We start from the raw sequence: 25,066 nt of genomic DNA on the forward strand, positions 1-25,066 counted from the left end.
TTTAACCCTAAAAAATACTGAATGTATGGCGGGTGAGTTGCGTGCGGTTTAATGCTGGAAACCATTAAGGAAATATCTTCTTCTTTTTTCGGCGCGAATGGCGAAAATCGGCAGGCGTTTCCAGAACCGCCTATCGGCGCGGAGACCTATGCTGCATCCGCTACGGTTAATCTTCTTGCCCTGGCGCTTCCGCTGACCGTCCTTCAGGTCTATGATCGCGTTTTGCCAAACGCAGCATTTGAAACGCTGGCGCTATTAATAATCATATTATGCTGTGCGGTTTGCATTGACGCAGCGCTTAAATATTTACGATCCAAAGTAGTGAACTGGTCGGCGGCGAGTTTCACACACAAATTGAGTGTTGATGCGTTTACCTCCATGCTGTCAACAAAGCCCTCCCGGTTCAGTCAAACAACATCAAGTGAGCATCTCGAGCGCTATAATTCGATCTCTGGTCTTGGCAATCATATTAGTGCGCATTCAAGGATCGTCATTGTCGATATCCTTTTTATTCCTGTTTTCTCAGCGGTTATTCTCCTAATTGGCGGCTGGATCTTCGCCAGTGTTGTTTTTCTATTCGCCATTTTTGGTTACATGGCGTTGAAGTCTACAAGGTCTATCAACGACTTGATCGCAGAGCGCGAGCAACTCGACTCTCGGAAACAAGATTTCATTATTGAGATTCTGGGCGCCATTCATACGGTTAAGGCGAATGCGATGGAGCCGTTAATTATGCGGCGGTTTGAGCGATTGCAGTCGTCAGCGAGTTTGCTGACGCGGCGCATGATTTTGCTTAACGGATATAGCCAGACCTATCAGGCGGCGTACGCATCTCTGTCCACCATTTCTATTGTAGCAGTTGGCGCTGTACTCGCCATCAACGGCCGCTTAACGTTAGGCGCTTTGGCGTGCTGCATGCTGTTATCATCCCAACTATTGCAGCCGCTTTTGCGTTCGTTGTCCAGTTGGAATGAGACTAAGCTCGCTAAACATCGCCAAACCCGTGTCGAGGCGTTGTTTGAAACTTGCCCTCATCAATCAAAAGTATCTGAACCGTTTTTTCCCAAGCGGTTTACGCCCAAATCAGTGCGATTGAAAAGTGTAACAATCCAGCGCGGAGAAGCGCTTCCGCTGTTTGAAGATCTTTCTTTTGATATCAAGGCTGGTTCTTTCATAGCGATTAAGGGCGTTGACGGAAGCGGGAGGTCAACACTGCTGCGAGCATTACGCTACGATGCGCCAATCACCAAGGGAGAAATTATTTTTGGGGATGGCTCTCTTGCAAAAAATAGCGAGGCCGCTGTTCGTGCTTCAGTTCGCTATGTCGGGCAAACGCCTGTTATTTTCAGAGGCAGCATCCTCGACAACATTACTTTGTTTGGCGAAACGCCGGTTCATGTAGCGTTATCTGCATCCAAATTTGTTGGATTAGATGAAGAAATTGCACGAATGCCCCTTGGGTATGACACGGTATTGAAAAGCAATGTTGCTAGCGACTTGCCGGCGCCGACTGCGCAACGCATTACGCTCGCACGCGCACTGGCGATGCGGCCGTCGGTTCTGATTCTGGACGAAGCAAACACTTTGCTGGATTTTGCGGGGGAGCAGCAATTTATAAGGGCGCTTGAAAAACTGCGCGGAAAAACAACGATCATCCTTTCATCTCATAGGCCGTCAATGTTGCGCCTCGCCGACCAAGTTTATGAAATCAAGGGCCTAAAACTTGTGGCGACGAGCGTACCGGATCACTTCAGGCAGGCGACGGCATCATGATTTATAAAGCCAGACAATCGCCAACTAAGTCGAGTGCTGTTTCCCAATTAAATGGGATAAGCCAGGCTTCCCAGATTACGCATGTTCATCACTTGCGCGCTAAACTCAGGCAGGCGTTTTCCGCAGATGCGGAAATAAAAAATGCTGTCAACGATGACAGCATGAAAGTGCTTCAAAGGTTTCTGGAGTTGACTGATTGGGTGCAAGGCCAGAGGCGTATTTTTGAGGCGATGCCCCATGCCGATGATGTCACGACAGTAGCAGCATTCAGAACTGTACTATTTCGGCTGGGTTTTTCTTCTTCTGTTGAAAAAGCAAGTCGGGAAAATTTAAGAAACGAATACCTTCCGTGTTTTCTGTTTCACGAAAACGGTTCTGTAAAGCTTGCCGAGCGTGTGGAAAAGAACGGCGACATTGTCATCTTTGACCCATCCGCAAAAACGAATACAAAAATAAACCTGAACGCGCTGGATGCGTACGCCATATTTCCTGAACAGAACAACACAGGGGAAAAAAAAGAAACAGTTACAAGTTCCTGGTCGTCTGAGATACTCAGAATTTTCCGGCCATTGGTTAAGCAGACATTCCTGATTAGCTTTTTTGTAAATATTCTTGCTCTGGCGCCGCCGCTGTTTGTCATGATGGTCTACGATAAGGCTGTGGCAACGAAATCATTCGATGTGTTGATCGGTTTGACTGTCGGGATTTCTATGATTGTCGGCGCGGAATTCCTGCTGAGACAGGTGCGTGTCAAACAGCAATCCTATCTTGGCGCAAGGCTGGATGAGCAGTTGAATGAAACTGTCTTCAGGCATCTTTTGCATTTATCTTTATCTCACACTCAGGGTGCGCCAATCGGTTCGCAGTTAACACGGTTGCGGCAGATGACGTCGCTTCATGAGGCATTCACCGGACCGCTGGCAAGCGCTTTCTTCGATCTTCCTTTTATCGTACTTTTCTTGACAGTAATTGCGTTTCTCGGGGGGCATCTCGTTTGGGCGCCGGTGACGCTAATTGTCGTTTATGCGCTAATGGCGGCATGGGCGCTGCCAAAAAACAGCGCTCTTATACGCAAAGCCGGCGAAGGGAGAGCGCAACTAAACAACCTTGTTGTTGAGGCTGTTTCATCACAGCAAGCGATCAACGATCTTTCGGCAGAACACATCTGGTTACGACGACAGAGAAAATTATCTGCAGAAGTTTCGATGGCTAATGTAAAAGTACGGCAGTTGAATTTTTTGATGCAGACTTTTTCTCAGTCGATGGTAGCGCTTGCTGGCGTAAGTGTTTTAGCCATTGGCGTTAGCATGGTGCTTGCTGGTACGTTGTCTGCAGGCGGCCTCATTGCCGTTATGGCGTTATCTTGGCGGGTTTTAGGGCCAATCAGAAGCATCTTCCTTACCGGGATGACGCTTGGTCAGACTTTGCAGAGCGTTCAGCAGGCGAACAGACTTGTTAAAATGCCTCTTGAGCGTGATCCGAATGCGAGTGCGACTATTCCGAGGACGTTCAAAGGAAATATTGCATTTAACAATGTGACGTTCCGCTATCCGACCCAACGAGAGCCTGCTTTGCGAGGCGTATCATTTAACATCCAGCCGGGGCAGGTACTATGTATTTACGGCCAAAGTGGGTCAGGCGCATCTACGATCTTGCGATTACTGCTAGGGCTTGACCAGCAGCAGGCCGGCGCCATTACTGTTGACGGGCTGGACTTGCGCCAGCTCGACAAGGGTGAGTGGCGCCATTCGATCGGTGTTGGGCTGCAATCGCTTGACCTGTTTCACGGAACGGTCGCTCAGAATATTCGTTTCGCCAAACCTGACGCCACGAATGAAGAAATAGACGGAATCGTCCGTAAGCTCGGGATCGACAAGTACTTCGGCAACGCTCTTGATCGGGGCGTGGAGACTGTGTGCAGTACAAGAGCACGAGCAACTTGGCCAGATCCGTTGGTGGCAAGAATTAATCTTGCGCGTGCTTTTATCAAAGACGTGCCGATTTATTTGCTCGATGAGCCGGCTGCAACGCTTGATGATGGTGGCGAAAGAGCATTGTTGGCGATGATAGAAGAAAAGCGCAAAACAAGCGCCATTATCATGACGTCGCAACGGCCAAGTCACATGCGCATTGCCGATCTTGTCGCATGGATGGAGCGCGGTGCACTGCGCGACATGGGGCCGCCTGAAAAAATCGTTCCAAATGTTCTTGCCGCCTAAAGATAAATGAGACGCAACATGTCTGAGCAAAATGATAGAAGTGAAATTCAAAATGTCGGCGAGCGCCATGCGCTTGCCCTGCCGATTGAATTGGAAGAAGGCGCTCCGCCGCATCTTGCGCGGACTGCGATGGCGATTGTCAGCGGGTTAGTCATTATGCTTCTCGTTTGGGCGAGTATTGCGAGCATTCGTGAGCTTTCTGTCGCTACGGGCGAAATTGCGCCGCACGGCTCGACCCGGCAGGCGGCCCATTTTGAGGGCGGTATTGTCAACGAAGTGTTTGTCGGGCCCGGGGATACTGTCCGTGCAGGCCAGCCGATTGTCGAGCTTAAAAAGGAAAGTGGTGGTGGGGAATTCGCGCGCGCTTCAGCGCGCAGAGCGGGCCTGGCCATGCGAGCTGAGCGCCTGGAAGCTCAAGCAGCGGAGCGAACTCCCGATTTTTCTCAATGGCAATCTGAATGGCCTGATCTCGTCATTGAACAGAAAGCTTTGTTTGAGGCGGCGAGCGCTACACATGAAGCAAAAATGGCGGCGGTTATTGCGGGGGAAGCATCGGCTCAGGCGGAAGTGGAGCGTATGCTTGCGGAGCATAAATCCGAATCAGAGCTCTTAAATTTGGCAAACGAACAACTGGCCATTCAGGAAAAGCTAATCGTCGACGGGTTTACGTCCAAGCAAAAATATCTCGATGCACGCGCGTCTGTATCTTCAGCGCAAGCGCGCGCAGCCGCGGCAAAATCAAGACTGGCGCAGGCGCGTGAGGCGAATGAAACCGCTAAAGCTGAACGGGTTGGTTTGGAAGCGGAATATAAGACTGCGCTGGCCGAAGAGCGCTCGCAAGTCGTTTCCGAGCTGGCTGAGCTTGAGAAACCCTTTGCCTCCTTGCGCGACAGAAGCGACAGGCTGATCGTGCGAGCGCCAATTGCAGGTGTGGTGAATACTGTGACTGTGGATGGCGCCGGTGATGTCGTTCGCCCAGGGGAGGTAGTTGCTGAAATCACACCAGTAGGAGCCGAGCTTTTTGCAGAAGTGCGCGTAAAGCCAAAGGATATCGGTCACATTACGCCGGGACAGAAAACCGAGCTTTCAGTAACGACGTTTGATCCGAACCGCTATGGAAAATTAAGCGGGGTGGTGTCGCATATCTCGCCTGACAGTTTTAAAGACGAGAAATCGGATGAAGCATATTATATCGCTTACATCGCATTGGATAATCAGGCTATCGGAAACGGCCGCAACAAACGTATGTTGTCATCCGGCATGGAAGTGCGGGCTGAAATCGTTACTCAACGGCGCACGGTAATGCAGTATATCCTTAAGCCGGTTGCCCGGTCGCTGGATCATGCTTTTACAGAGAGATGATATCGGCGTACGTTGTGGCGCGCTGTCTACGCAGGCGAAGCGGTCAGCACCTTTTTTAAGCCAGTAACGTTGCGTCGGCTTATGGGAAACTCTTTGCCATTTGTAAGGCGCGCCTTGTGTTCCACACCATTGTCCGAGGAAACGCGTTCTACTTTTTCGATGTTTACTATTGTCTGGCGGTGAATCCGATAAAACTTGTCAGATAAGAGTTGATTTTCAAAATGCTTGAGCGATTCGCGGACGACAAATGTTTCTGAAGTGGTGTGGACACAGGCGTATTCCCCCGCCGCTTCAATATAAAGAACGTCTTCTTCACGTACTCTTGCCACACCGCCGCCGACATTCAGATTCAGCATGTTCACTGATGCCAATGCCTGATTGATAACTGTTTCATTATTTGCGATTGCGGATAGAAATTCGGTGGAGAGGTTGAGCTTTCTGCGTTTTTCGAGTTCTTGCAAAACCCGCTGGATACACCGTTCAATGCGGTCCGCTGCAACCGGCTTCGTTACATAATCAATCGCCTCGGTTTCGAAGGCTTCAATGGCCCGATCGCCATAGGCGGTTAAAAAAACAACAAGCGGAGCTTCTTCACCTGTGAGCTTCCGGGCAACGTCGAAGCCAGTAGGTCCCGGCATGGAAACGTCCAGAAACACGACATTGGGGGCGAGCGTATCAATCAGCGCCAAAGCGTCTTTGCCGTTTGACGCCTCGCCGCAAACTTCCACGTTAACAGAAACGGCTTGAAGCCGTTTTGTTAAAGCAAGGCGTGCGGCGGCTTCATCATCAACCAAAAGCGCCCGAAGTTTAGGGGTTTCGGTCATTGCGTTGCCCCATGAGAAAGCGAAGGAAATGTAAGTACTACAGAGAATGCAAGTTTTGTATCTTCGGTAATCTCGAGCGATGTGTCGCCGTCAAAAAACATATCTAATCGCTCGGCGACATTTTTTAATCCCACACCGAAAGAAGCAGGTTTTTCTGCTGAATAGTCCAAAAGGCTGTTTTCAGGAATTTCGTTGCGAACAACAATCTGTGTGTGTCCGTCATGCTGACGGGCTGAGACCGTGATTTCACCGCCCTTTGCGCTTCGGGACAGCCCATGTTTCATAGCGTTCTCAACGAGGGGCTGTAAAAGCAGCGGCGGCAGCTGAATGTTTTTCAGTTCATCAGGAATGATAAAACGAGTTTTCAGATCATCGCCAAACCGTGTCCGCTCCACATCAAGATAAAGCCCCACTCTCGCAATTTCCTGCTCGAGCGTAATGCTGGTAGCGTCACCGTCAGATAAACTACAGCGTAATAAATCCGACAGGCTTTGAATGGCGCGGTCGGCCGTCTGCATGTCGTTATTTAAGACATGGCCCGATACGGTGTTGAGCGCATTGAATAACAGATGAGGATTAACCTGATATCTCAGCATCTCCGAACGCGCCCGCGATGCGGCGGTTTCAAGTTCGCTTAATCTCGCGCGCTGCCTCGCAGCTTCGCCTGCATAAAGTAGATACAAGAACAGGCCCGTCCATATAGCGAGTATAATAAAGCGGGAAGGTGCATACGCACCCCATTTTTTCCAATAGAAAATTTGCGTGCTGTCATAAATTCCAAAAATATGCTTCAGTTCATAGTGCCCTGCAGCAAAGATGAATGATCCGAGAACGCAGGCAATAAAAGCGACAGTAATGAAGAGTTTTTCATCATAATGGCGTATGCGAACAAATAAGTAGCGAAAGCAGCTTGTGATCGTCAGGCCCAGGCCGGTCGGCATTAACGATTTCAACAGGGTTGCGGTAACGGCCGGGTCCAGCTCATTAAGGCGGCGATACTCCAGCCCCTGCAAAACATCAAAAGCCCAGAAGACCGTCCAGAAAATGAGCTGGGCGATCCAGAATCTGCGGCCCGACGGAATATTTCTGGTGTTTTCTGACATAGGCTCTGTGGTTGCTCCAGGCGGGTTTTTGCAGAAAAAGCGCGTTGAACATAGTCTTTGGCGCTGCCGCCTATCGCATGAGCGGCGCCGTTCGCCATGTTTTTTGCTGGAATGCGTCTTTTGGCCCGCCAAAACTTTCTTGCCGGTGTGCCGCTGGCTTCTTTCGGAATTAACTCTTGTTGTGGAGTTTGTTGCCCCGTGACCTTTTCAGGGTGATGGACTATACTTGCTTTGGCGCCAGGGGAGGCGAGGAAATTAGCTTCAGTTCTTGATTTTGCGGCCTTAGTGGCTGGTTCCTGATTCGCGTTCTCATTGGAACGGAGATTATTGATGGTAATGAGAAACAGCAGTTTTGCTTTTGTCGCGTCGCTTATAGTTAGCGGTTTGTGGTTTGCATCTGGCACGGCATCAGCAGCGAACGACCGTCCCGTCGCAATGGTTGAGCTCATTTCCGACGCGCCGGAAGCGACCGTCTTCGATTTTGATTATCTCTATAAGGGCGACAAGGTTGACCTCCGCCCGGAAGGACAAATGACCATCGCTTATTTCGACAACTGCATTGTTGAAACTTTTCAAGGCGGTGTTGTGCGGATGCGTGACGATGACGCGAAAACCAGTCGCGGCGGGACATCGACGACAACAATGCGCGCCTGTCAGACTGCGGCGCTGGCGATAGATTCCGAAGCGACCGAAGCTGGTGTTGCTGTAAAACGCGTTGATGACAGTCTGCTGCCGGAAGAAGCCATCAATGAATTAACAATTGCTGCGGAGCGCCCGAGTTTTGTATGGCCGCGCGAGCGCACACGCGGCGAGCCTGTTACGGTGAGCGTTTATTATCTGGATGCGGAACCGAAGACACTGCTCTGGCAAACAGAAGTCAATGGCGTGCAGGTCGCCTATCCCGAGGGTGGGCCGGCGCTCGAACGCGGGATGCCATACGAAGTTGTCGTTTCGTTTAGTCGTGGTGATGACATGAAAACGGTTTTCTCTATCGATCCTGATCTTGAATTACCGGCGTCGCCCTTGACCAGCGTGATCCCGCTTGGCCTTTGATTCAAAATATGCGCGGCTTTTGCGCCTGCCGGTGATTGCCGCCATGGCAGCGGGACTTGCCGCTGCGGCCTCAGCGCCTTTTTCGGACTACCTCACGCGTCTCGGCATTGATCTGACCTTGCCTTTGGCTGGCGCGTTCGCCGGTGAACAGAAAGAGGAAGCGGACATTGCGCTCGTTCTGATTGATGAAACGACGCATAATTCTCCGCCGTTCAGTGAAATACCAGATGTCGCGTGGACGCCACATCTTGCTGATGTTTTTCAGGCTGTCGACGGCGGTGGGCCGAAGGTCATGGGGCTCGACATGATCTTTCAAAAAACCCTATCGACGCGCGACCTTATTCCCGGATTTGACCGGCCGTTTCTACGCGCAATTGCCTCCAGCGCCAGGCCGGGTCGGCTGGTGCTTGCGGAAGTTCGGCTATCGGAGAACGCCATCACGCCATATCAGGGGCAAATCCTTGCGGCGGGCATTGACAATATCCGGTCGGTGCAGATTATTCCTGATGCGGACAATGTTATCCGGCGTCACCCTCCGCAATTCGACAGGGTCGATGGTACGGTTACACCGTCATTCGCTGCTGAGCTAGCGAGGCGCGCAGGCGCTGAGGCTGCGCCCGAGGGTGAGCCGTTTCTGATCGACTTTCTGACGACCGTGGAGACAATCCCCGCCTATCGGGTCGCAGATCTTTATGCTTGTGCGCAAGCTGGCAGAACGGACGTGTTTGAAGCGTTCAAGGACAAGATTGTCCTGATCGGCACGTCGTTAGATGTTGAAGACCGGCATGTGGCGGCGAACCGGTTTGTGGAAAACCGCCAGCCGGTTATTCGCTCTCTGGATTGCGGTGTTGCTTCGACGTCGCCTAAAGCCCCGCCACGGGGCACTGTGCCTGGCGTTTTGATCGAAGCGCTTGCAGCTAACACGCTGCTGCATGACAGCGACCCTCAAATGATGCCGCGACGAACGAGTTTTGCTGTTTCAGCAGCGATATTCGTTCTGCTTGGCGTTATATTTTTCAGAATTCAGCCCGTGATCGGCGTAGTGGTGATATTTGGCGCCGCCGCGCTGATGTGGGCTGCGGGCGCTTTTATGCTCAGCGCTGGTACGGTTACGCCGGTGATCGCCTGGATGGGCGGCGGCGGCATCATGTACACGGTCGTATACAGCTACCGCACATTTCTCGAGGATCAGGAAAAACGCTGGATCAGGCACGCATTTCAGCATTATCTAAGTCCGGCGCTTGTTGATCAGCTTGCGGAAAATCCGGACAGTTTGCGTCTTGGCGGAGAACGCCGTCGCGCCGCTATTCTTTTTGTCGATATGGCGGGGTTTTCAAAACTTACCGGCGAACTTGCAGATCGGCCGCAAGTGCTGGCGGCGAAACTCAATGATTTTCTGTCCGCTGTTGCTGACGCGATCGATAATCATGAAGGTTATGTGGACAAATTCATCGGCGATGCGGTCATGGGCGTTTGGGGCGCGCCTATTGAAATAGACCGCATGGAGGTGTCCGCCGCGAAAGCGACGCTTGAATGCAAAAAAGCGGTGGAGAAATTGAGCCGCGAGTCCAAACGTGAGTTTGGTTTGCGCGCCGGCTTAAGCACTGGTGACGTCATTGCTGGCAATCTCGGCTCGCGCAATCGGTTTAATTACTCGGTAGTTGGCGATTCAGTGAACATCGCGGCGCGGCTCGAGCCTGCGAGTAAGGATTACGGCACGAGCATACTTGCAGATGATGATTTCGCCGCTGCGCTTGGCGATGAATTCATTTTAAGGCCTGTCGATATCGTTATCCTGCGGGGTCGTAGTGAGTATTCTGTTCTCCATGAGATATTGGGCTTGCGTGCGGAAATGACGCCTGCCGATATGGATCATGCGGCGGAGTTTGCGCGGGCTGTTGAATTGTTCCGCAACCGTCAGTTCAGCAATGCTGCGCAAATGTTCGCAAAGTGGAAAAACGATGATCAGCTTTCAGCGATGTACCATCGGCGCGCAACCGATTTTGCATCTTCGCAACCGCCTCAAAATTGGAATGGGTCGCTCACGGCATCCTGATATGGGAGAAGCAAGATGAAAAAAAATACGCTCGATAAAACACGCCGGCTGATGACGCTTGGTCTTGTTTCTGCTGGCGTGATGGCGCCTGCCGCTGCACACGCTCAATTCCGGCTCGATCTGGGCAAGATTGTCGATATCGTTAAAACGCTCGAAAGCCTGTCTATCGACGAGGAAGATGAGATTCAAATGGGCGAGGGGCTTTACGGATCACTCATCAATGTTTCAGGCGGGCCCTACCGCAACAGCGCAGTTCAAAATGCAGTAGCGCGCATCGCACAGCCTATTTTCGAAACAAGCGAGCGGCCCGCATTCGCCTGGGACATTGTTGTTCTCGACAACAACGAAGTAAACGCATGGTCTCTTCCTGGGGGCAAAGTCGCCGTCAATAAAGGATTGCTGCGCTATGTTGCATCAGAAGACGAGCTATCCGCTGTTTTGTCTCATGAGATGGGCCACGCTGAACTGAGCCACGTCAAACGTGAGATGAAAAAGAAAGCCTTTTACAAAGGATTTTCATCAGCGGCGACGACCGCAGTCGCGCAGGCAGTCGACAATAATAACGTCAATTCCGCTCTCGGCGCGTTACAGGGACCGATGTACCAACTGGTGACCTCAGGCTACTCTCAGGATTCCGAAGACGAAGCTGATTTGCACATCATTGACGTGTTCGACAGGACCGGCAGGGACGTTGCTTATGGCGTCGGGTTCTTCAATACCTTGCTTGAGCTCGTGCCAAGCAAGTCAAAACGCACGACGTCATTGTTTTCCGGCCATCCGGAGACAAAGAAACGGATCGACAATATTCTCGAGGCCGCGCCGGCGGCAGGCACGGGTTCGCCTTCGGCTCCGACGCAGGAGTTCGGAGATGTCAAAACCGTTTTTCCAACGCGCCAGGTTTACATGCGCCAGCCGGTCGAAGAAGGCTAATTGATTGACGGCAAGAACCGCAGAATGAGCCGGCTCATTTTTTCAAAAGATAGAGCGCCGACTGAAAGCGTTTCGTCATGGGTGATCTTGTGAGCCGCGATACCCGCCGCATGGTTCGTGATTAACGAAACGCCAGCGACTTTCAGGCCGCAATGAATGGCGGCGATCGCCTCTGGCACGGTTGACATGCCAACGGCGTCCGCCCCGCATTTGGCGAACATGCGAACTTCCGCAGGCGTCTCAAAACTTGGGCCTGTTGTGTAAAGATACGTTCCGGTTGAAAGGTCAAGAGCTTCTGAAGTTCCCGCCGAGAGAAGCTTCTCCCGCAATTCCGGCGCATAAACTTCACTCATGTCAGGAAAGCGCAGACCAATTTTCTCGTCATTTTCACCAATCAACGGATTACGGCCTGATGCATTGATATGATCTTCAATCACCATTAGCGAGCCGGGCCCCATTTCCTTTTTAAGGCTGCCGGCGGCGTTTGTAAGAATAAGTGTTTCCGCGCCGAGCGCGCGGAATGTTCTGATTGGCAAAGCCACTTGCTGGATCGGGTGCCCTTCGTAAACATGCAAGCGGCCTTGCATGCAGGCGACGGGAACGGCAGATGCCGTACCGATTAACAGCTTGCCCGAATGACCTGAAACCGTTGACACCGGGAAACCCGGAATTTCGCCATAGGGAATAATTGCTTCTATGTCGATTTTATCGCCGAACTCGCCAAGGCCGCTTCCCAGGACGAGAACGGTTTTGGGGAAGGCGGCGTTAAGTCTGTCGCGGATCGCGTTCGCAGCGGTTTGAATATCGTGGTTCATGAATACAGCAGTTTGTTTATTCGTCCTGTTGATCAAGCCATGCGCCCAGAGTTTTGCGTTCGCTGTCGGTCATGCCGGTCGTATTGCCAAGCGGCATGAGATCGCTGTCGACGGTTTGGAGCCGAATTTCCCAGGCAAAGTTCCGAACACCATCCAATGTTTCGAGGGAAAGTCCGCCTGCCGGATACTGATAAATCGGATCGCTTGGGTTCGCAGCATGGCATGATACGCAATGCCGTTCCATCATCGCGGCAATGACATCATCATCAATAATTTCGCTGCTTTCCGCTGCGAGGTTGCTGGCGCAAGCGCAAATCACGAGAGCTGATGTGAAAAAGACGATTATACTGAACGAACGCATACCTATTCCTGTCGCTTAGTCACCGTAAGGCAGCCAGATGTTTTTAACTTCGCATGCATGCGAAAGAAACTCACGCCCCTCGCCAATGCGCGGATCAAACCAATTACGGGCGCGGCCGTGATTGGTCCAGACGCGTTTGAGGTTGTCGGCTGAAGCTTCTTCTACAAACTTGCATTCATCCGCCGGTCCGTGATGCCAGATTGCTTCCACCTGATCGTGTTCGGCCAGCGTCTTGACGAGCGTCGCGCGTTCGCCTGTAACGATGTTAATTACGCCCGCCGGAACGTCCGACGTTTCGAGGATCTGATAAAAATCAGTCGCCAGTAACGGATAGCGTTCCGACGGCACGACCACGACGCGGTTACCCATGGCGACGGCCGGCGCCCACATGGAAACAAACGAAAGAAGCGGCACCGTATCGGGACAAACGGTCGCAACAATCCCGATAGGCTCATTCATGGCGAGCACGACATTGCGCGACGGCGGCGAGTGCGCGAGGCCATCGTATTTATCGGCCCAGGCGCCGTACGCGAAAAGGCGTGAGACAGTTGCGTCGACTTCCGCGCGCGCTTTGGTTTTAGTCGCGCCGGTGAGCTGTTGCAGGCGCTTCGTAAATTCATCGGCGCGTTTCGAAAAATTCTCGGCGATGAAATAGAGAATCTGCGCGCGGGCGTGGCCGGTTGTTGCACCCCAACCCGGCGCCTTGAATGCCGCCTCGACCGCGTCGCGAATATCCTTGCGGTTGCCAAAGGAAACTCGGCCCGCATAGGTTCCGTCATGGGCTGCGACTGGCATGGTGCGCGCCCAGTCCGGGCGCTTTTGCTTGCCGCCGATAAATTGTTTCGGCGTCTGGTCGATTCCTTCGACGCCTGAATCTTCTTCGATTTCGACTGCAGGGACAGGTTTTTCAATACCGCCCCATTCCTTGCGCAGTTTTACATATTCATAAATGCCTTCGCGTCCGCCCTCGCGGCCAAAGCCGGACTCGCGATAGCCGCCGAACCCGCAGGCCGCGTCAAACCCGTTGGTGGTGTTGACCCAGACGACGCCTGTTTTCACCATGCTGGCGGCTTCCAACGCGCGGTTGACGTTCTCCGACCAGATGGTCGCCGCGAGCCCGTAGCGCGTATTGTTGGCGAGGTCGATCGCTTCCTTCAAGGTACGGAACGACATGGAGGTAAGAACGGGGCCGAAAATTTCCTCGCGTACAGCGACGTTCGATGGCGAGACATTCGAGATTAGCGTCGGCGGGTAGAAACAGCCGATTTCCGGCACGTCGATCTTCGGGCTCCAGACCTCGCCGCCTTCCTTTTCGCCTTGCTCCACCAATGTCTGAATGCGGTCGCGCTGCACGGGATCGACTATCGCGCCCATGTCGATGGCTTTATCGAGCGGGTCGCCGATGCGAAAAGAAGACAGGCGCTTTTTAATCTTTTCTGTGACTTTGCCGGCGACGCTTTCTTCCACCAGCAGGCGCGAACCGGCGCAACAGACCTGGCCCTGATTGAACCATATAGCGTCGACGAGGCTCTCGACGGCGCCGTCGAGGTCTGCGTCTTCGAAAATGATGAAAGGCGACTTGCCGCCGAGTTCGAGTGAAAGTTTTTTACCCGACCCCGCCGTTTGGCGCCGGATGATGCGTCCGACTTCGGTCGACCCGGTGAACGCAATCTTTGCGATATCCTGATGTTTGACAATCAGCTCGCCCGTTTCGCCTTCGCCGGTGACGATGTTGATGACGCCCGGCGGAATTTGAGCTTCCTTGCACAATTCGGCGAAATAAAGTGCCGTAAGGCTGGTGTATTCCGCCGGCTTCAAAACAACTGTATTGCCCATGGCGATGGCTGGCGCAATTTTCCATGCGAGCATCAACAGCGGGAAGTTCCATGGGATGATCTGGCCGACTACGCCAAGTGGTTCGTAATCGGCAAATTCTGTTTCCTGAAGCTGCGCCCAACCGGCGTGATGATAAAAATGCCGGGCAACCAGCGGAATATCGATGTCACGCGTTTCGCGGATTGGCTTGCCGTTATCAAGCGTTTCGAGAACCGAAAGAAAGCGGGAATTTTTCTGCACAAGGCGCGCCAGAGTATAGAGATATTTCGCGCGCTCATGGCCGGAAAGTTTTGACCATTTCGGGAAGGTGGCTTTGGCGGCGGTGACGGCCGCATTTACTTCTGTTTCACCAGCCGCAGGAAAACTCGCCAATTTCTCACCGGTCGCCGGATTGCGACTTTCAATGATTTTTTGCGATTTGTCGCCGCTTATAAACTCGCCGTTGATATAGTGTTGAAACCCGCCGGACTTTTCTTTCAGCCAGTCGCGCACATAAGCGGACTCTTCCGGTGCCGGGCCATATTCCATGGTTTCAAAGATTTCCGCGACATTTGACATCGTTTAACCCATCGGGTGGCGGTTAGCGGCCGAGTAGCGGCCTGTCACATAGTGTTCGAGCTGGCGTTCGATATCGCCAAGCAGGCGCGAAGCGCCAAAGCGGAACAGCTTTGGCGACAGCCATTCATCGCCCAGTTCTTCCTTTAATAAAACCAGATATTGAAGCGCGGTTTTAGCGTCAGATATGCCGCCCGCCGGTTTGAAACCGACTTTATGGCCGGTTTGCGTCTGATAATCGCGGATGGCGCGCATCATCACGAGGCTGATGGGCAGGGTGGCGTTTACCGATTCCATGCCAGTCGACGTCTTGATGAAGTCCGACCCCGCCATCATGCAGACCATGGAGGCCTTGCCGACCTTGCCGATGGAGCCAAGCTCGCCCGTTGCAAGAATGGATTTTAGATGCGCTGGCCCGCACGCTTGACGGAAAGCTTTGACTTCGTCGTAAAGTGCCGTCCAGTTCGAATTAAGCACATGCTTCCGGCTCACGACAATATCAATTTCCGTAGCGCCGTCAGCGACTGAAAGCTCAATCTCCTTCAGTCTTGTTTCGAACGGCGCTTGACCGGCGGGAAACCCGGTTGATACTGCTGCGACGTCCACGGATGAACCCTTCAGCGCTTTGACAGCGGTTTTGATAAAGCCATGATAGACACAAACGGCGCCTACGGTGATGCCAAGACGGTCAGCGCCAAGCGCCGTTAGAATGTCGGCGCGCACTGGTTGCAGGGCTTTTGCGCAAAGCCGCCGGACCCTTTCATCTGTGTCGTCGCCTGCAAGCGTCGTCAGGTCCATGCAGGTGACAGCCTTTAACAACCATGCGGCCTGCCAGTCTTTCTTTACAGTGCGGCGCCCGGCGAGTGTGGATACCCGGCGTTCCGCAGCGGATTTGTTTATGCGGATCGTATCGATTAAATCGAGGTCGAGCGGTACCCCCGGATTGCGCGCGCCATTGTGATCTGGGCCAGAATTCCGGCGTTTTCCCAGTTCCATAATGTTTGGCTGGTTCATTGTCGAACCTCTTTCCACCCTTATCCCAGAAATGACACGCCATGTTTAAGCGGTGCGATGCCTAAATGCGAGGCTAAAGACTGCCCAATATCTGCAAATGTATCGCGTTTGCCGATGGAACCGGCAGAGACTTTTTCACCAAAGGCAATCACGGGAATGTATTCGCGCGTATGATCGGAGCCTGGCCAGGTCGGGTCACACCCGTGATCCGCACTCAGAATAACCACGTCATCTGGCTTCAGAACCGCCTCCAGCTCCGGCAAGCGCGCGTCAAAGGTTTCCAACGCTGCTGCGTAGCCTGGAACGTTGCGCCTGTGCCCGTAAAGCGAGTCAAAATCGACAAAGTTGGCGAAGATGATCGCGTCATCCGGCGCGGTTTCGATTTCTTTCAGCCATATGTCAAACAGTTCGTCGTTGCCGTGAGCTTTTACCGATTTCGTGATGCCGCTGCCCGCGAAAATATCGCTGATCTTGCCGATGCCGATGACGGGCCGCCCCATTTCGGCGTAAATATCCAACAGCGTCGGTTCATGTGGCGGCGTCGCAAGGTCGCGGCGGTTGCCGGTGCGTTCGAATTCGCCCTTGCGTTCGCCGACAAAGGGGCGCGCGATAACCCGACCCACATTGTAATCGTCGACGAGCTTTCGCGCGATCGCACAAACGTCATAAAGCCGTTCCAGCCCGAAGTGTTTTTCATGAGCGGCGATCTGAAAAACAGAATCAGCGGAAGTGTAAACAATCGGCTTGCCCGTTTTGATATGCTCTTCGCCCAGTTCCTCAATGATGATTGTGCCGGAAGCATGCTTGTCGCCGAGCACGCCGGGAAGGTCCGCTTGTTCTATAAATGCGCGGAGCAGTTCTTCTGGGAAGCTTGGCGGGCCTTTCGCAAACATGCCCCAGTCAAACTCAACTGGCAGACCCATCATTTCCCAGTGGCCGCTTGGCGTGTCCTTGCCGTAGCTTTTTTCCGCCGCGAAACCGTAAGCGCCGTCAAAGTGCGATGGCGCGTCTACAGGAACCTGTGCGCCGGTCGCCTCGCGCGCCAGCTCGCCAAGCCCTAACCGCATCAGGTTCGGAATTTTCAATGGACCCGAACGCAACTCTTCCTTGTCCGCTTCTCCCCGGGCGCAGGCTTCTGCAATATGCGCAAACGTATTGGCGCCTTCGTCGCCAAATTTATGCGCGTCTTGCGTGGCGCCGACGCCGAAAGAGTCCAATATGCCGATAAGTGCGCGGGCCAAGCTTCATTCCTATAGTTCGTTAAGGCAGGCGGATTTTACTACACGCGTCTTGCGGCAAACCGGACAAGGGTAATTGGGCTGCCGCATATGATGACATGTAATCTACCAATTTCGCTGTTAAAGCGAAAGCTCCGCGTTCGCTTCAAGATTTAAGGCGAAAGCCGTGCGGCAAGAGCTCATTCAAGGTTAGCGATGATGCTGACCCGTCCGTATTCTTGATAACAACCACCGTATTATCGTCCGAAAATTCCGCGATGGCCTGACGGCAGCCGCCGCAAGGCATGCAAGGTTCGATTGTCTCACCGCCGCCAACAACTGCGATTTTTCTGATTTCGCTTCCGCCGCTGGCGATCATGGAGGCGATAGCGGAAATCTCGGCGCAATTGCCAATTGGGTAGGCGGCGTTTTCTACATTACAACCAATGTGAAGGTTTCCCTTGTCGTCAATAATCGCCGCGCCGACTTTGAAATTTGAATAAGGCGCATAAGCACGTTCCCGCACACTTGCTGCATGTTCGATCAGGTTTGCATCCGTACAAGTCATAAACAACTTCGATTTAGGCAACGGTGTTATAAATCAACGGCCGCGCCTCCGGCTTGGTATCTGATATAACGCATGCATCCGAATAGGCGGCAATTGCTTTATTCAAAGCATCTTTGCTGGCGGCGCGGGCTATCGCTAACGGCCTTTCATTGCCGACAGCCGCGCCGGTGGGTGCTATATCTGTGAAACCTACTGATAGATCAAGCCTATCGTCAGTGCGTTGACGTCCGCCGCCGAGATCGACAATCGCTTCACCAATACGGCGCGTATTTATTTCCGAGAGGAAGCCGGTCTTCCCTGGCATCACAACAGCCGCGTATTTTGCATTTGGCAAATATGTTTCATGCTTTTCCATGAAGTCGGCAGGCCCGCCCAGCGCGGCAACCATTTTTGCAAAAATCTCTGCTGCGCGTCCTGACGTGATTGCACTCTCAATCCGTGTCAGCGCCGTCTCGACGTTTTGTTCGACGCCAGCACTTGTCAGCATCTCCGCGCACAGGGATTTTATCACTGTATCAAGGCGTTCCTCACGATACTTGTCCGTAAGGTAATGGACAATTTCATCAATTTCGACGGCGTTTCCCGCAGTTTTGCCTAAAGGCTCGGACATATCGGTAACTAGCGCTCGCGTTTTCAGCTTTGCTTCGTTGCCGGTGGCGACGATGCATTCGGCAAGCGTGTTCGCTGCTTCCAAGGACGGCATGAATGCGCCAGAACCAGTCTTGATATCCATCACCAATGCCTGATTTCCCGCAGCGATTTTTTTTGACAGGATTGACGCTGTAATCAGCGGAACGGATTCAATAGTCGCAGTAATATCGCGTAAAGCGTAAAGCTTTCGGTCTGCTGGCGCGAGCTCGCCGGTTTGTCCGATAATGGCGCAGCCTGTTTCTCTGACGACGCGTTTGAATTCATCAATGCCTGGCTGCACCCGATATCCCGGGATGCTTTCAATTTTATCGAGGGTGCCGCCTGAGTGGCCAAGGCCGCGGCCAGATATCATCGGGACATAACATCCACATGCGGCCGCAATGGGCGCTAGCGCAAAGCTGACCTTGTCGCCGACACCGCCGGTTGAATGCTTGTCAACGACAGGGCCGGCAAGATTTTCGCCAGCCCAGTCTATTACGTCACCGGAGCGCGCCATGGCGATGGTCAGCTTACTGATTTCGTTTTCAGTCATGGAGCGAAAAAAAACCGCCATGGCGAAAGCAGCAGCTTGTTCATTTGGCAATGTGTTATTGGAAAGACCGGAAACAATTCGGTTTATCTCAGCCTCATCCAGTTCGCCGCCGTCACGCTTTTTTCTGATGATTTCTTCAATCCGCATGTCTTGCGGCGTCTCCTGTACGTGGTGAGTTTAAATATACTGTTGCATGAAACACAAGGCTGCAGATCAGCCGTCTAGATGTCAGCGAAGAGACCGAACGAAATTGTTGATGCATACATACGGGATGCATCGTCGCGCGGCAACGGCCCTGCCCATCGCCGCAGTTCATAAGCACCGTTTAAAGTTGACATCATCATCTGGCTGGCGATGAAAGGATCGACAGCACGCACTGATCCTTCAGCGATCCCGTCCACAAGCATGCCGGCAAAACGCCGTGCTACACGGTTTGAGCGCTCAATAATAGTACTGCGGATATCTGTTGGAAGCGCATGCAATGCAGTGGTCCGCAATAAAGGAAAGTCACTGTTGAACTGTATATCGATCAGCGTCGCCATGCTGGATGAAAGGCGGAGCCAGTAATCACCTTCCATTTCTAACGCACGCAATTGTGTTCTCGAAACGCAGCTATAGCTCATACGAAAACATTCAATGACAAGGTCGTCTTTCTTGTCCAGGTGATGGTAGAAGCTGCCCTTAGTAACGTTTAACTTGTCAGCAATTCGATTCACTGATGCGCCGCGATAACCGCGTTCATTTATCAAGTGTGTCGCCGCGCGTAAAAACGCATTTGTCATATCTCCTGGATGCGTTTCACTAGAATCGGCTGGATTTAATAAAATCGGATCCCAGCCAGAGCTGTCGAAAGCAACTCCTTTATCGAAAACAGAAAACATGCGGTCAGTTAGGCGGGTAAAATCAGAAATCGAATATTGCGTCACCCACGCGGGCAGCCAGAACATGCTTTCAACGAGCGCATGGGTGCGTGCAACGTTCAAGGCTTTAAGCCGGTCATCGCTCGTGTCGCCAAAAAACGCCCGCAGTCGGCGAAAAAAGTCGATGTAGCGATTGGAAAGCTCTTTCCTGTATGGGTCTTCGAGCGTGCGAATGTCAGAAAGGTGCGCCATAGGCGGGCATTCCTGACGTCTGATACGCGCATGTAGATCGAATGACGCACCGATATAATTGGCGACTTTTTCCCGAGCTGAGGGAGCGGTTTCAGACTGCGCGAGGAGGTTTTCCAACTGCTCTATGGAGCGATGCATGACGGCAGCGGCAAGCTGTTCCTTGCGTTTGAAGTAATAAGTGACGCTCGTCGTGTTCAGATCAACAAGCTTTGCAACGTCAACAAACGTCATCCCCTTTACGCCATGAGCGTTGATCAGATGGGTTGCGGCATAGATGATACGTTCGCGCTTTTCGTAAAAGCGGTTTGTCGAAGTTGATAAAGGCGGCGCTTCAGTGACGCTCATACACAAAGCTTTGATTTGGGGTCATGACAGGTCCTGCCCAAAAATGTCGGGCCTTGATTCATCACGCGCCCGGTATTTAAAACCGCTGTTCATTTAACATGAAGGTTAGTGTTGAAATCCATATATTACAAGGCGATAAGGCGTATTCCAGTTTCTGCTGCATAGAATTTAGTGCGTAAGGTACGGATTTAATCATTTGGGCGATTGATGCGCTGCACATTCACCCAGCTCAGGCCAAGAGGGAAAGATGTCTGTTATCACCACACGAAAAGAAGATGGTCTTTTAATCGTATCCTCAAATAATCCGCCGGTTAACGCACTTGGTCAGGCAGTGAGAGCCGGGTTGGCCGCAGCGATTAAAGAGGCCTCTGGTGATAGCGAAGTAAGAGCAGTTGTTATTCGGTGCGAAGGCAGAACATTTTTTGCTGGCGCCGATATTACCGAATTTGGCAAACCGCCTGTTGGGCCATCCCTGCCTGAAGTAGTCGATTTAATTGAAGCAAGTACGAAGCCGGTTGTAGCTGCAATCCACGGCACAGCGCTTGGCGGCGGCCTAGAGGTGGCGCTTGGGTGTCATTACCGCATTGCAGTTCCCTCCGCGAAGCTCGGTCTGCCGGAAGTCAAACTCGGCATCCTGCCGGGCGCCGGCGGCACGCAGCGGCTGCCGCGTATTGTCGGTGTTGGCGATGCTTTGCAGATGATTGTGACCGGCGATCCGATCGGTGCGAAAAAAGCGGCGGATATCGGACTGGTGGACAGGCTTGCAGATGAAAGCGCGCTTGATGCTGACGCGATCGTGTTTGCAAAAGAGATTGCGGGCAAGGCATCGCATCCGAAATCCAGCGAGCGCGCCGATAAGATTTCAGAAGCGGCGGCGAACCCGCAGGTTTTCGAGGATTTCAAGCAAAAGAATGCGAAACGGTTGCGCGGTTTTGAAGCCCCTGCGGCATGCATAGAAGCCGTGCGGGCTGCGGTTGAACTTCCCTATGCGGATGGCGTTAAAAAAGAACGCACGCTTTTCATGAAGCTTGTCATGGGCGATCAGTCGAAGGCGCTGCGCCATGTATTCTTTTCTGAGCGTGCGGCGTCAAAGATCGACGATATTCCAGCTGATACGGCTCTTATTCCGATCAAAAAAGTCGGCGTTCTCGGCGCGGGCACCATGGGCGGCGGCATTTCCATGAATTTTCTTTCCGCCGGACTTCCGGTGACCATTCTGGAACGGGAACAGGAAGCGCTTGATCGCGGCGTCGGTATTATCCGCAAGAATTACGAACGCACGGCTTCGCGCGGTAAGATGACAGACGTGCAAGTCGAAAAAGCCATGGGGCTTTTGACGCCCACTTTATCTTACGATGATCTTGCCGATTGCGATCTCGTGATCGAGGCGGTTTTCGAAAACATGGACGTCAAAAAGGAAGTATTAAAAACCCTCGATAGCATTGTAAAGGACGGCGCCATTCTCGCAACGAACACAAGCTATCTGGATGTTGACGAAATCGCTGCCGTGACCAAACGGCCGGAATCGGTTATCGGGCTGCATTTCTTTTCACCAGCGAACATAATGCGGCTTTTGGAAATCGTGCGCGGCGATAAGACGTCCGCGTCCGTATTGAAAACGTCCATGGCGTTATCAAAGCAGATCAAAAAAGTGGCGGTGGTTGCCGGGGTTTGTCATGGGTTTATCGGCAATCGCATGTTGCGCCAGCGTCAGGATCAGGCGCAGGCGATTATTCTCGAAGGCGCAAAGCCATGGGATGTTGACCGGGTGCTGACGGAATTCGGCCTGCCCATGGGGCCGTTCCAGATGGCGGATCTCGCTGGCCTCGATCTTGGCTGGAGCAAAGAGACGTCTTCAAGTTCCACTGTGCGCGAAGTTTTATGCGAACGCGACCGGCGCGGTCAGAAAACCGGCAAGGGGTTTTATGACTACGATGAGAATCGCCGTGGATCGCCATCAGAAGAAGTTGAAGAGATTATTGCTGAATTCGCAGCAAAGTCCGGCAAGGAACAGCGCGACGTTAGCGATCAGGAAATTCTCGAACGCCTGCTGTACCCGATGGTGAACGAAGGCGCAAAAATTCTTGAAGAAGGAAAGGCGCAACGCGCATCCGATATCGATATCGTCTGGCTCAACGGTTACGGCTGGCCGGCGTATACGGGTGGGCCCATGTTCTGGGCGGACACAGTCGGATTGCAATCAATCGTTGACGGTCTGAAAAAACACGAAACTGCATTCGGGTCAGGCTTTGAAATTTCAAAGCTGCTCAAAGAAAAGGCCGCCAATGGCGAAACATTTAACTAAGGACTACGTCCTTGTATGCGGCGACGAGCGCTTCAACATTGCCGGTATTGACGCCGCACATGTTGATGCGGCCGTTGCCGGTCATGTAAACGCCGTGCTTGTCGCGGAATATTTCGGTCTGTTCCTTCGTCACCGGCAGCATTGAGAACATGCCGCGCTGGCGCGTTATGAAGTCAAGTTCATCGCCGAGCTGCATTTCCTGTGCTGTCTTAACCAGCAGTTCACGATTGCCGATCACGGCCTCGCGCATATCCGACAGTTCGCTACGCCACATCGCGCTCAGGTCGATATCTTGCAGTATGCTTGAAACTATCAATCCGCCATGCCCCGGCGGCATGGAATACATGCCGCGTGCAAGAGAAGTCATGTGGCTGATGAGCGCTTTAGTATGGTCGGCGCTTTCACCGACGGCAATCAGCGCGCCTGCCCGTTCGCGATATAGTCCGAAATTTTTCGAACATGAATACGAAATAAGCGTTGATGGTAAACGCCGTGCCGCTTCGCGCACCATGTAAGCATCATTATCAAGGCCTTCGCCAAATCCGTGATAAGCGGTATCGATAAAGACAACAAAATTCTGCTTTTCAGCGGCGTCAAAAATTGTATCGATCTGTTCACGGGTGAGGTCGGCTCCAGTCGGATTATGGCAACAACCATGCAGAAGCAGAACATCATCAGCCTCAAGCTTTTCAACGCCGCTCATAAAGTCATCAAAGTCGATGACGCAGTTTTCCTTATTATAAAACGGCAGCGCGATGACTTCGAGGCCCGCCGCACTCAGCAGCGGTTTATGGTTGGCCCAGGTTGGTTCGCCAACATAAACCTTATTTGCGCCTGCACGCTTCAACAACTCGCCGCCGATGCGCAACGCGCCACAGCCGCCAGGCGTTTGCACTGCGAGCGCACGTGCGTCTTTCACCGCCGGGTGTTTTTCGCTGAGCAATAAATTGACGATTGCATCACCAAAGCCTGGCGCGCCCTCGGGCGGCAGGTAACTTTTGGTTGATTCGTTATCGACTATCTGAGTTTGCGCACGTTTTACGGCTTTCATCACAGGCGTTTGATTATCAGGGGTACGAAAAACACCTACGCCAAGATCGATCTTGTTTTCTCGCGGATCGGCGCGAAAAGCGGCTGAAAGCCCAAGGATGGCGTCTGGCGCCAAGAGATCCAGATCAGATAACATTTACGCCCCTAAAGTTTATTGCGGCCAGTTCTCTAGCACTTCGACGAAGCGAGACAACCACGCATTGGTTTGCGATCCGTCAAGGACGCGGTGGTCTATTGTCAATGTGACGTAGCACATAGGCCGAATTTGCATGGAATCAACACCATCGACAGTTTTAACAATTACGCGCTTTTCCAGTTTGCCAACGCCAAGGATCGCCGATTGCGGCTGGTTGATGATGATGGGCGAGGCGACTAGCGATCCTGATGTGCCATGATTAGAGATTGAAAATGTTCCGCCGCGCACGTCTTCAGGTGCTAAAGCCCCGTTACGCGCTTTTTCGGTGAGGCGTTGCAGTTCTCCGGCGATATCGAACAGCGATCGGCGCTGGGCTTGTTGCACGACCGGCACGATGAGGCCTTTATCGCCTAGCGCCGTGCCGACACCGATATTTACGTCTTCAAAGACTTCAAGGCAATCGTCATGCCACTGGCTGTTCACCGTCGGCGATACGCGCATGGCTTCGACCGAGGCGACAAGCATATATGCGGTGTAAGTTAGGTTGACGCCGCGGCGGGCGTAATCTTCCTTGTTTTTTGCGCGGTGCGCCATGATGGCGGAAAAGTCCGCCTCGAATACAGCCGTCACATGCGGCGCCGTCGCAACGGAGTGAGACATATGTTCGGCGATTCGCCGGCGCATGCGGTCGTGCGGGATTTTTTCAGAACGACCTGTTCCGCTTGAAGGTGCGCGGGCGAGCGTCGGCGTCTTCCTCTGTTGTTTCCGGCCGTCGTCTTTCAGATAGGTTTCGACATCGGCGCGCGTAAGGCGCCCATCTTTTCCCGTACCGTCGATTTGCGCGGGATCAAGATCGTTTTCGAGAACCAGCCTGCGCACCGATGGCGACAGCCGATTTTCTTTATCCGCTACCGCAGCGGCCGCGACTTTCGCCGCGCCGTTGGTTTTCGGTTTGTGTGTTTCTTGTTTGGGTTCTTCTGTATCCGGTTTCGGCGCCGCGCTCATGGCGCCCTCGCCGATACGGCCAAGGACGGCGCCGGGTTCCGCTGCGCCGTCTTCGGAGACAACGATTTCTTTCAATACGCCGCTTGCGGGCGCAGGTACTTCGACGGCGACTTTATCAGTTTCAAGCTCGACCAGCGGATCGCCTTCGGCGACGTTTTCACCGATCTTTTTCAGCCAGCTTCGAACGACGGCCTGGGTGCCTTCCTGTTCGACTGGGGCCAGAACATCAGTATCAGTCATATAA

19 protein-coding genes are annotated in these 25,066 nt (G+C 52.8%); 7 read left to right on the plus strand and 12 right to left on the minus strand.

What is annotated here, in order from left to right; all coding sequences use genetic code 11:
* Positions 1-51 precede the first annotated feature (51 nt).
* From PUV54_RS09330 to PUV54_RS09340, 3 genes are all read left to right on the plus strand, one after another.
* Positions 52-1,773: an ABC transporter transmembrane domain-containing protein gene (locus PUV54_RS09330; RefSeq protein WP_274491955.1), complete on the plus strand. Its 1,722-nt coding sequence runs from the start codon at positions 52-54 to the stop codon at positions 1,771-1,773.
* A gap of 161 nt (positions 1,774-1,934) precedes the next feature.
* Positions 1,935-3,992 (plus strand): peptidase domain-containing ABC transporter, encoded by a 2,058-nt coding sequence (locus tag PUV54_RS09335; RefSeq protein ID WP_274491956.1) that lies wholly within the window; start codon positions 1,935-1,937, stop codon positions 3,990-3,992.
* Positions 3,993-4,010: 18 nt separating this feature from the next.
* The gene (locus PUV54_RS09340; protein ID WP_274491957.1) at positions 4,011-5,354 is read left to right on the plus strand and encodes an HlyD family type I secretion periplasmic adaptor subunit; all 1,344 of its coding nucleotides are present in this window, start codon (positions 4,011-4,013) and stop codon (positions 5,352-5,354) included.
* A gap of 26 nt (positions 5,355-5,380) precedes the next feature.
* Here PUV54_RS09340 and PUV54_RS09345 read toward each other — a convergent pair whose 3' ends face one another.
* Both PUV54_RS09345 and PUV54_RS09350 read right to left on the minus strand, forming a co-directional pair.
* Complete coding sequence (locus PUV54_RS09345) at positions 5,381-6,178, minus strand: LytR/AlgR family response regulator transcription factor (protein ID WP_274491958.1); 798 nt, start codon at positions 6,176-6,178, stop codon at positions 5,381-5,383.
* Positions 6,175-7,281, minus strand: coding sequence for a sensor histidine kinase (locus PUV54_RS09350; protein WP_274491959.1), 1,107 nt, complete (start codon positions 7,279-7,281; stop codon positions 6,175-6,177). The genes PUV54_RS09345 and PUV54_RS09350 overlap by 4 nt, the downstream gene beginning before the upstream one ends.
* Positions 7,282-7,611: 330 nt before the next feature.
* Here PUV54_RS09350 and PUV54_RS09355 point away from each other — a divergent pair, with 330 nt between their 5' ends.
* From PUV54_RS09355 to PUV54_RS09365, 3 genes are read left to right on the plus strand one after another with little or no spacing between them, the layout of a single operon-like run.
* A complete protein-coding gene (locus PUV54_RS09355; RefSeq protein ID WP_274491960.1) occupies positions 7,612-8,334 on the plus strand; it encodes a hypothetical protein in 723 nt (240 codons plus the stop codon).
* Positions 8,324-10,390 (plus strand): adenylate/guanylate cyclase domain-containing protein, encoded by a 2,067-nt coding sequence (locus PUV54_RS09360; RefSeq protein ID WP_274491961.1) that lies wholly within the window; start codon positions 8,324-8,326, stop codon positions 10,388-10,390. The genes PUV54_RS09355 and PUV54_RS09360 overlap by 11 nt, the downstream gene beginning before the upstream one ends.
* A gap of 15 nt (positions 10,391-10,405) precedes the next feature.
* On the plus strand, positions 10,406-11,320 hold the full coding sequence (locus PUV54_RS09365) for a M48 family metallopeptidase (RefSeq protein ID WP_274491962.1): 915 nt from the start codon (positions 10,406-10,408) through the stop codon (positions 11,318-11,320).
* Here the strand turns inward: PUV54_RS09365 and PUV54_RS09370 are convergent.
* The 8 genes from PUV54_RS09370 to PUV54_RS09405 all read right to left on the minus strand — a co-directional run bounded on the left by PUV54_RS09370 (position 11,317) and on the right by PUV54_RS09405 (position 20,326).
* Positions 11,317-12,135 carry a purine-nucleoside phosphorylase gene (locus PUV54_RS09370; protein ID WP_274491963.1) on the minus strand — a complete coding sequence of 273 codons (819 nt, stop codon included), beginning with the start codon at positions 12,133-12,135 and terminating at the stop codon, positions 11,317-11,319. The two genes, PUV54_RS09365 and PUV54_RS09370, sit on opposite strands and share 4 nt — an antisense overlap.
* Positions 12,136-12,151: 16 nt before the next feature.
* Positions 12,152-12,496 carry a hypothetical protein gene (locus tag PUV54_RS09375; protein WP_274491964.1) on the minus strand — a complete coding sequence of 115 codons (345 nt, stop codon included), beginning with the start codon at positions 12,494-12,496 and terminating at the stop codon, positions 12,152-12,154.
* Positions 12,497-12,511: 15 nt separating this feature from the next.
* Complete coding sequence (locus PUV54_RS09380) at positions 12,512-14,890, minus strand: aldehyde dehydrogenase family protein (protein ID WP_274491965.1); 2,379 nt, start codon at positions 14,888-14,890, stop codon at positions 12,512-12,514.
* A 3-nt stretch (positions 14,891-14,893) separates the two neighbouring features.
* Positions 14,894-15,883: a deoxyribose-phosphate aldolase gene (deoC, locus tag PUV54_RS09385; RefSeq protein ID WP_420797952.1), complete on the minus strand. Its 990-nt coding sequence runs from the start codon at positions 15,881-15,883 to the stop codon at positions 14,894-14,896.
* Between the two features lie 38 nt (positions 15,884-15,921).
* On the minus strand, positions 15,922-17,142 hold the full coding sequence (locus tag PUV54_RS09390; protein ID WP_274491967.1) for a phosphopentomutase: 1,221 nt from the start codon (positions 17,140-17,142) through the stop codon (positions 15,922-15,924).
* A 142-nt stretch (positions 17,143-17,284) separates the two neighbouring features.
* Complete coding sequence (cdd, locus tag PUV54_RS09395) at positions 17,285-17,686, minus strand: cytidine deaminase (RefSeq protein ID WP_274491968.1); 402 nt, start codon at positions 17,684-17,686, stop codon at positions 17,285-17,287.
* 13 nt (positions 17,687-17,699) lie between these two features.
* Complete coding sequence (gene deoA / locus PUV54_RS09400) at positions 17,700-19,016, minus strand: thymidine phosphorylase (protein WP_274491969.1); 1,317 nt, start codon at positions 19,014-19,016, stop codon at positions 17,700-17,702.
* Positions 19,017-19,090: 74 nt separating this feature from the next.
* On the minus strand, positions 19,091-20,326 hold the full coding sequence (locus PUV54_RS09405; RefSeq protein ID WP_274491970.1) for a TetR/AcrR family transcriptional regulator: 1,236 nt from the start codon (positions 20,324-20,326) through the stop codon (positions 19,091-19,093).
* A 247-nt stretch (positions 20,327-20,573) separates the two neighbouring features.
* Here PUV54_RS09405 and PUV54_RS09410 point away from each other — a divergent pair, with 247 nt between their 5' ends.
* Entirely contained in the window at positions 20,574-22,631 is a 2,058-nt protein-coding gene (locus PUV54_RS09410) for a 3-hydroxyacyl-CoA dehydrogenase NAD-binding domain-containing protein (protein ID WP_274491971.1), read from the plus strand.
* Here the strand turns inward: PUV54_RS09410 and PUV54_RS09415 are convergent.
* Both PUV54_RS09415 and PUV54_RS09420 read right to left on the minus strand, forming a co-directional pair.
* Entirely contained in the window at positions 22,624-23,817 is a 1,194-nt protein-coding gene (locus PUV54_RS09415) for an amino acid aminotransferase (protein WP_274491972.1), read from the minus strand. The genes PUV54_RS09410 and PUV54_RS09415 overlap by 8 nt on opposite strands.
* Before the next feature lie 15 nt (positions 23,818-23,832).
* The gene (locus PUV54_RS09420) at positions 23,833-25,062 is read right to left on the minus strand and encodes a dihydrolipoamide acetyltransferase family protein (protein ID WP_274491973.1); all 1,230 of its coding nucleotides are present in this window, start codon (positions 25,060-25,062) and stop codon (positions 23,833-23,835) included.
* Positions 25,063-25,066: the final 4 nt, after the last annotated feature.

Source organism: Hyphococcus flavus, assembly GCF_028748065.1.
In the GTDB taxonomy this organism is placed as follows: Bacteria; Pseudomonadota; Alphaproteobacteria; order Caulobacterales; family Parvularculaceae; genus Hyphococcus; species Hyphococcus flavus.

Excerpts from the sequence above, each read along its gene's own strand:
- PUV54_RS09330 (WP_274491955.1), top strand. The coding sequence starts at position 52 with ATGCTGGAAACCATTAAGGAAATATCTTCTTCTTTTTTCGGCGCGAAT.
- PUV54_RS09335 (WP_274491956.1), top strand. The coding sequence starts at position 1,935 with ATGAAAGTGCTTCAAAGGTTTCTGGAGTTGACTGATTGGGTGCAAGGC.
- PUV54_RS09340 (WP_274491957.1), top strand. The coding sequence starts at position 4,011 with ATGTCTGAGCAAAATGATAGAAGTGAAATTCAAAATGTCGGCGAGCGC.
- PUV54_RS09345 (WP_274491958.1), bottom strand. The coding sequence starts at position 6,178 with ATGACCGAAACCCCTAAACTTCGGGCGCTTTTGGTTGATGATGAAGCC.
- PUV54_RS09350 (WP_274491959.1), bottom strand. The coding sequence starts at position 7,281 with ATGTCAGAAAACACCAGAAATATTCCGTCGGGCCGCAGATTCTGGATC.
- PUV54_RS09355 (WP_274491960.1), top strand. The coding sequence starts at position 7,612 with ATGGTAATGAGAAACAGCAGTTTTGCTTTTGTCGCGTCGCTTATAGTT.
- PUV54_RS09365 (WP_274491962.1), top strand. The coding sequence starts at position 10,406 with ATGAAAAAAAATACGCTCGATAAAACACGCCGGCTGATGACGCTTGGT.
- PUV54_RS09370 (WP_274491963.1), bottom strand. The coding sequence starts at position 12,135 with ATGAACCACGATATTCAAACCGCTGCGAACGCGATCCGCGACAGACTT.
- PUV54_RS09375 (WP_274491964.1), bottom strand. The coding sequence starts at position 12,496 with ATGCGTTCGTTCAGTATAATCGTCTTTTTCACATCAGCTCTCGTGATT.
- PUV54_RS09380 (WP_274491965.1), bottom strand. The coding sequence starts at position 14,890 with ATGTCAAATGTCGCGGAAATCTTTGAAACCATGGAATATGGCCCGGCA.
- deoC (WP_420797952.1), bottom strand. The coding sequence starts at position 15,883 with ATGGAACTGGGAAAACGCCGGAATTCTGGCCCAGATCACAATGGCGCG.
- cdd (WP_274491968.1), bottom strand. The coding sequence starts at position 17,686 with ATGACTTGTACGGATGCAAACCTGATCGAACATGCAGCAAGTGTGCGG.
- deoA (WP_274491969.1), bottom strand. The coding sequence starts at position 19,016 with ATGCGGATTGAAGAAATCATCAGAAAAAAGCGTGACGGCGGCGAACTG.
- PUV54_RS09405 (WP_274491970.1), bottom strand. The coding sequence starts at position 20,326 with ATGAGCGTCACTGAAGCGCCGCCTTTATCAACTTCGACAAACCGCTTT.
- PUV54_RS09410 (WP_274491971.1), top strand. The coding sequence starts at position 20,574 with ATGTCTGTTATCACCACACGAAAAGAAGATGGTCTTTTAATCGTATCC.
- PUV54_RS09415 (WP_274491972.1), bottom strand. The coding sequence starts at position 23,817 with ATGTTATCTGATCTGGATCTCTTGGCGCCAGACGCCATCCTTGGGCTT.
- PUV54_RS09420 (WP_274491973.1), bottom strand. The coding sequence starts at position 25,062 with ATGACTGATACTGATGTTCTGGCCCCAGTCGAACAGGAAGGCACCCAG.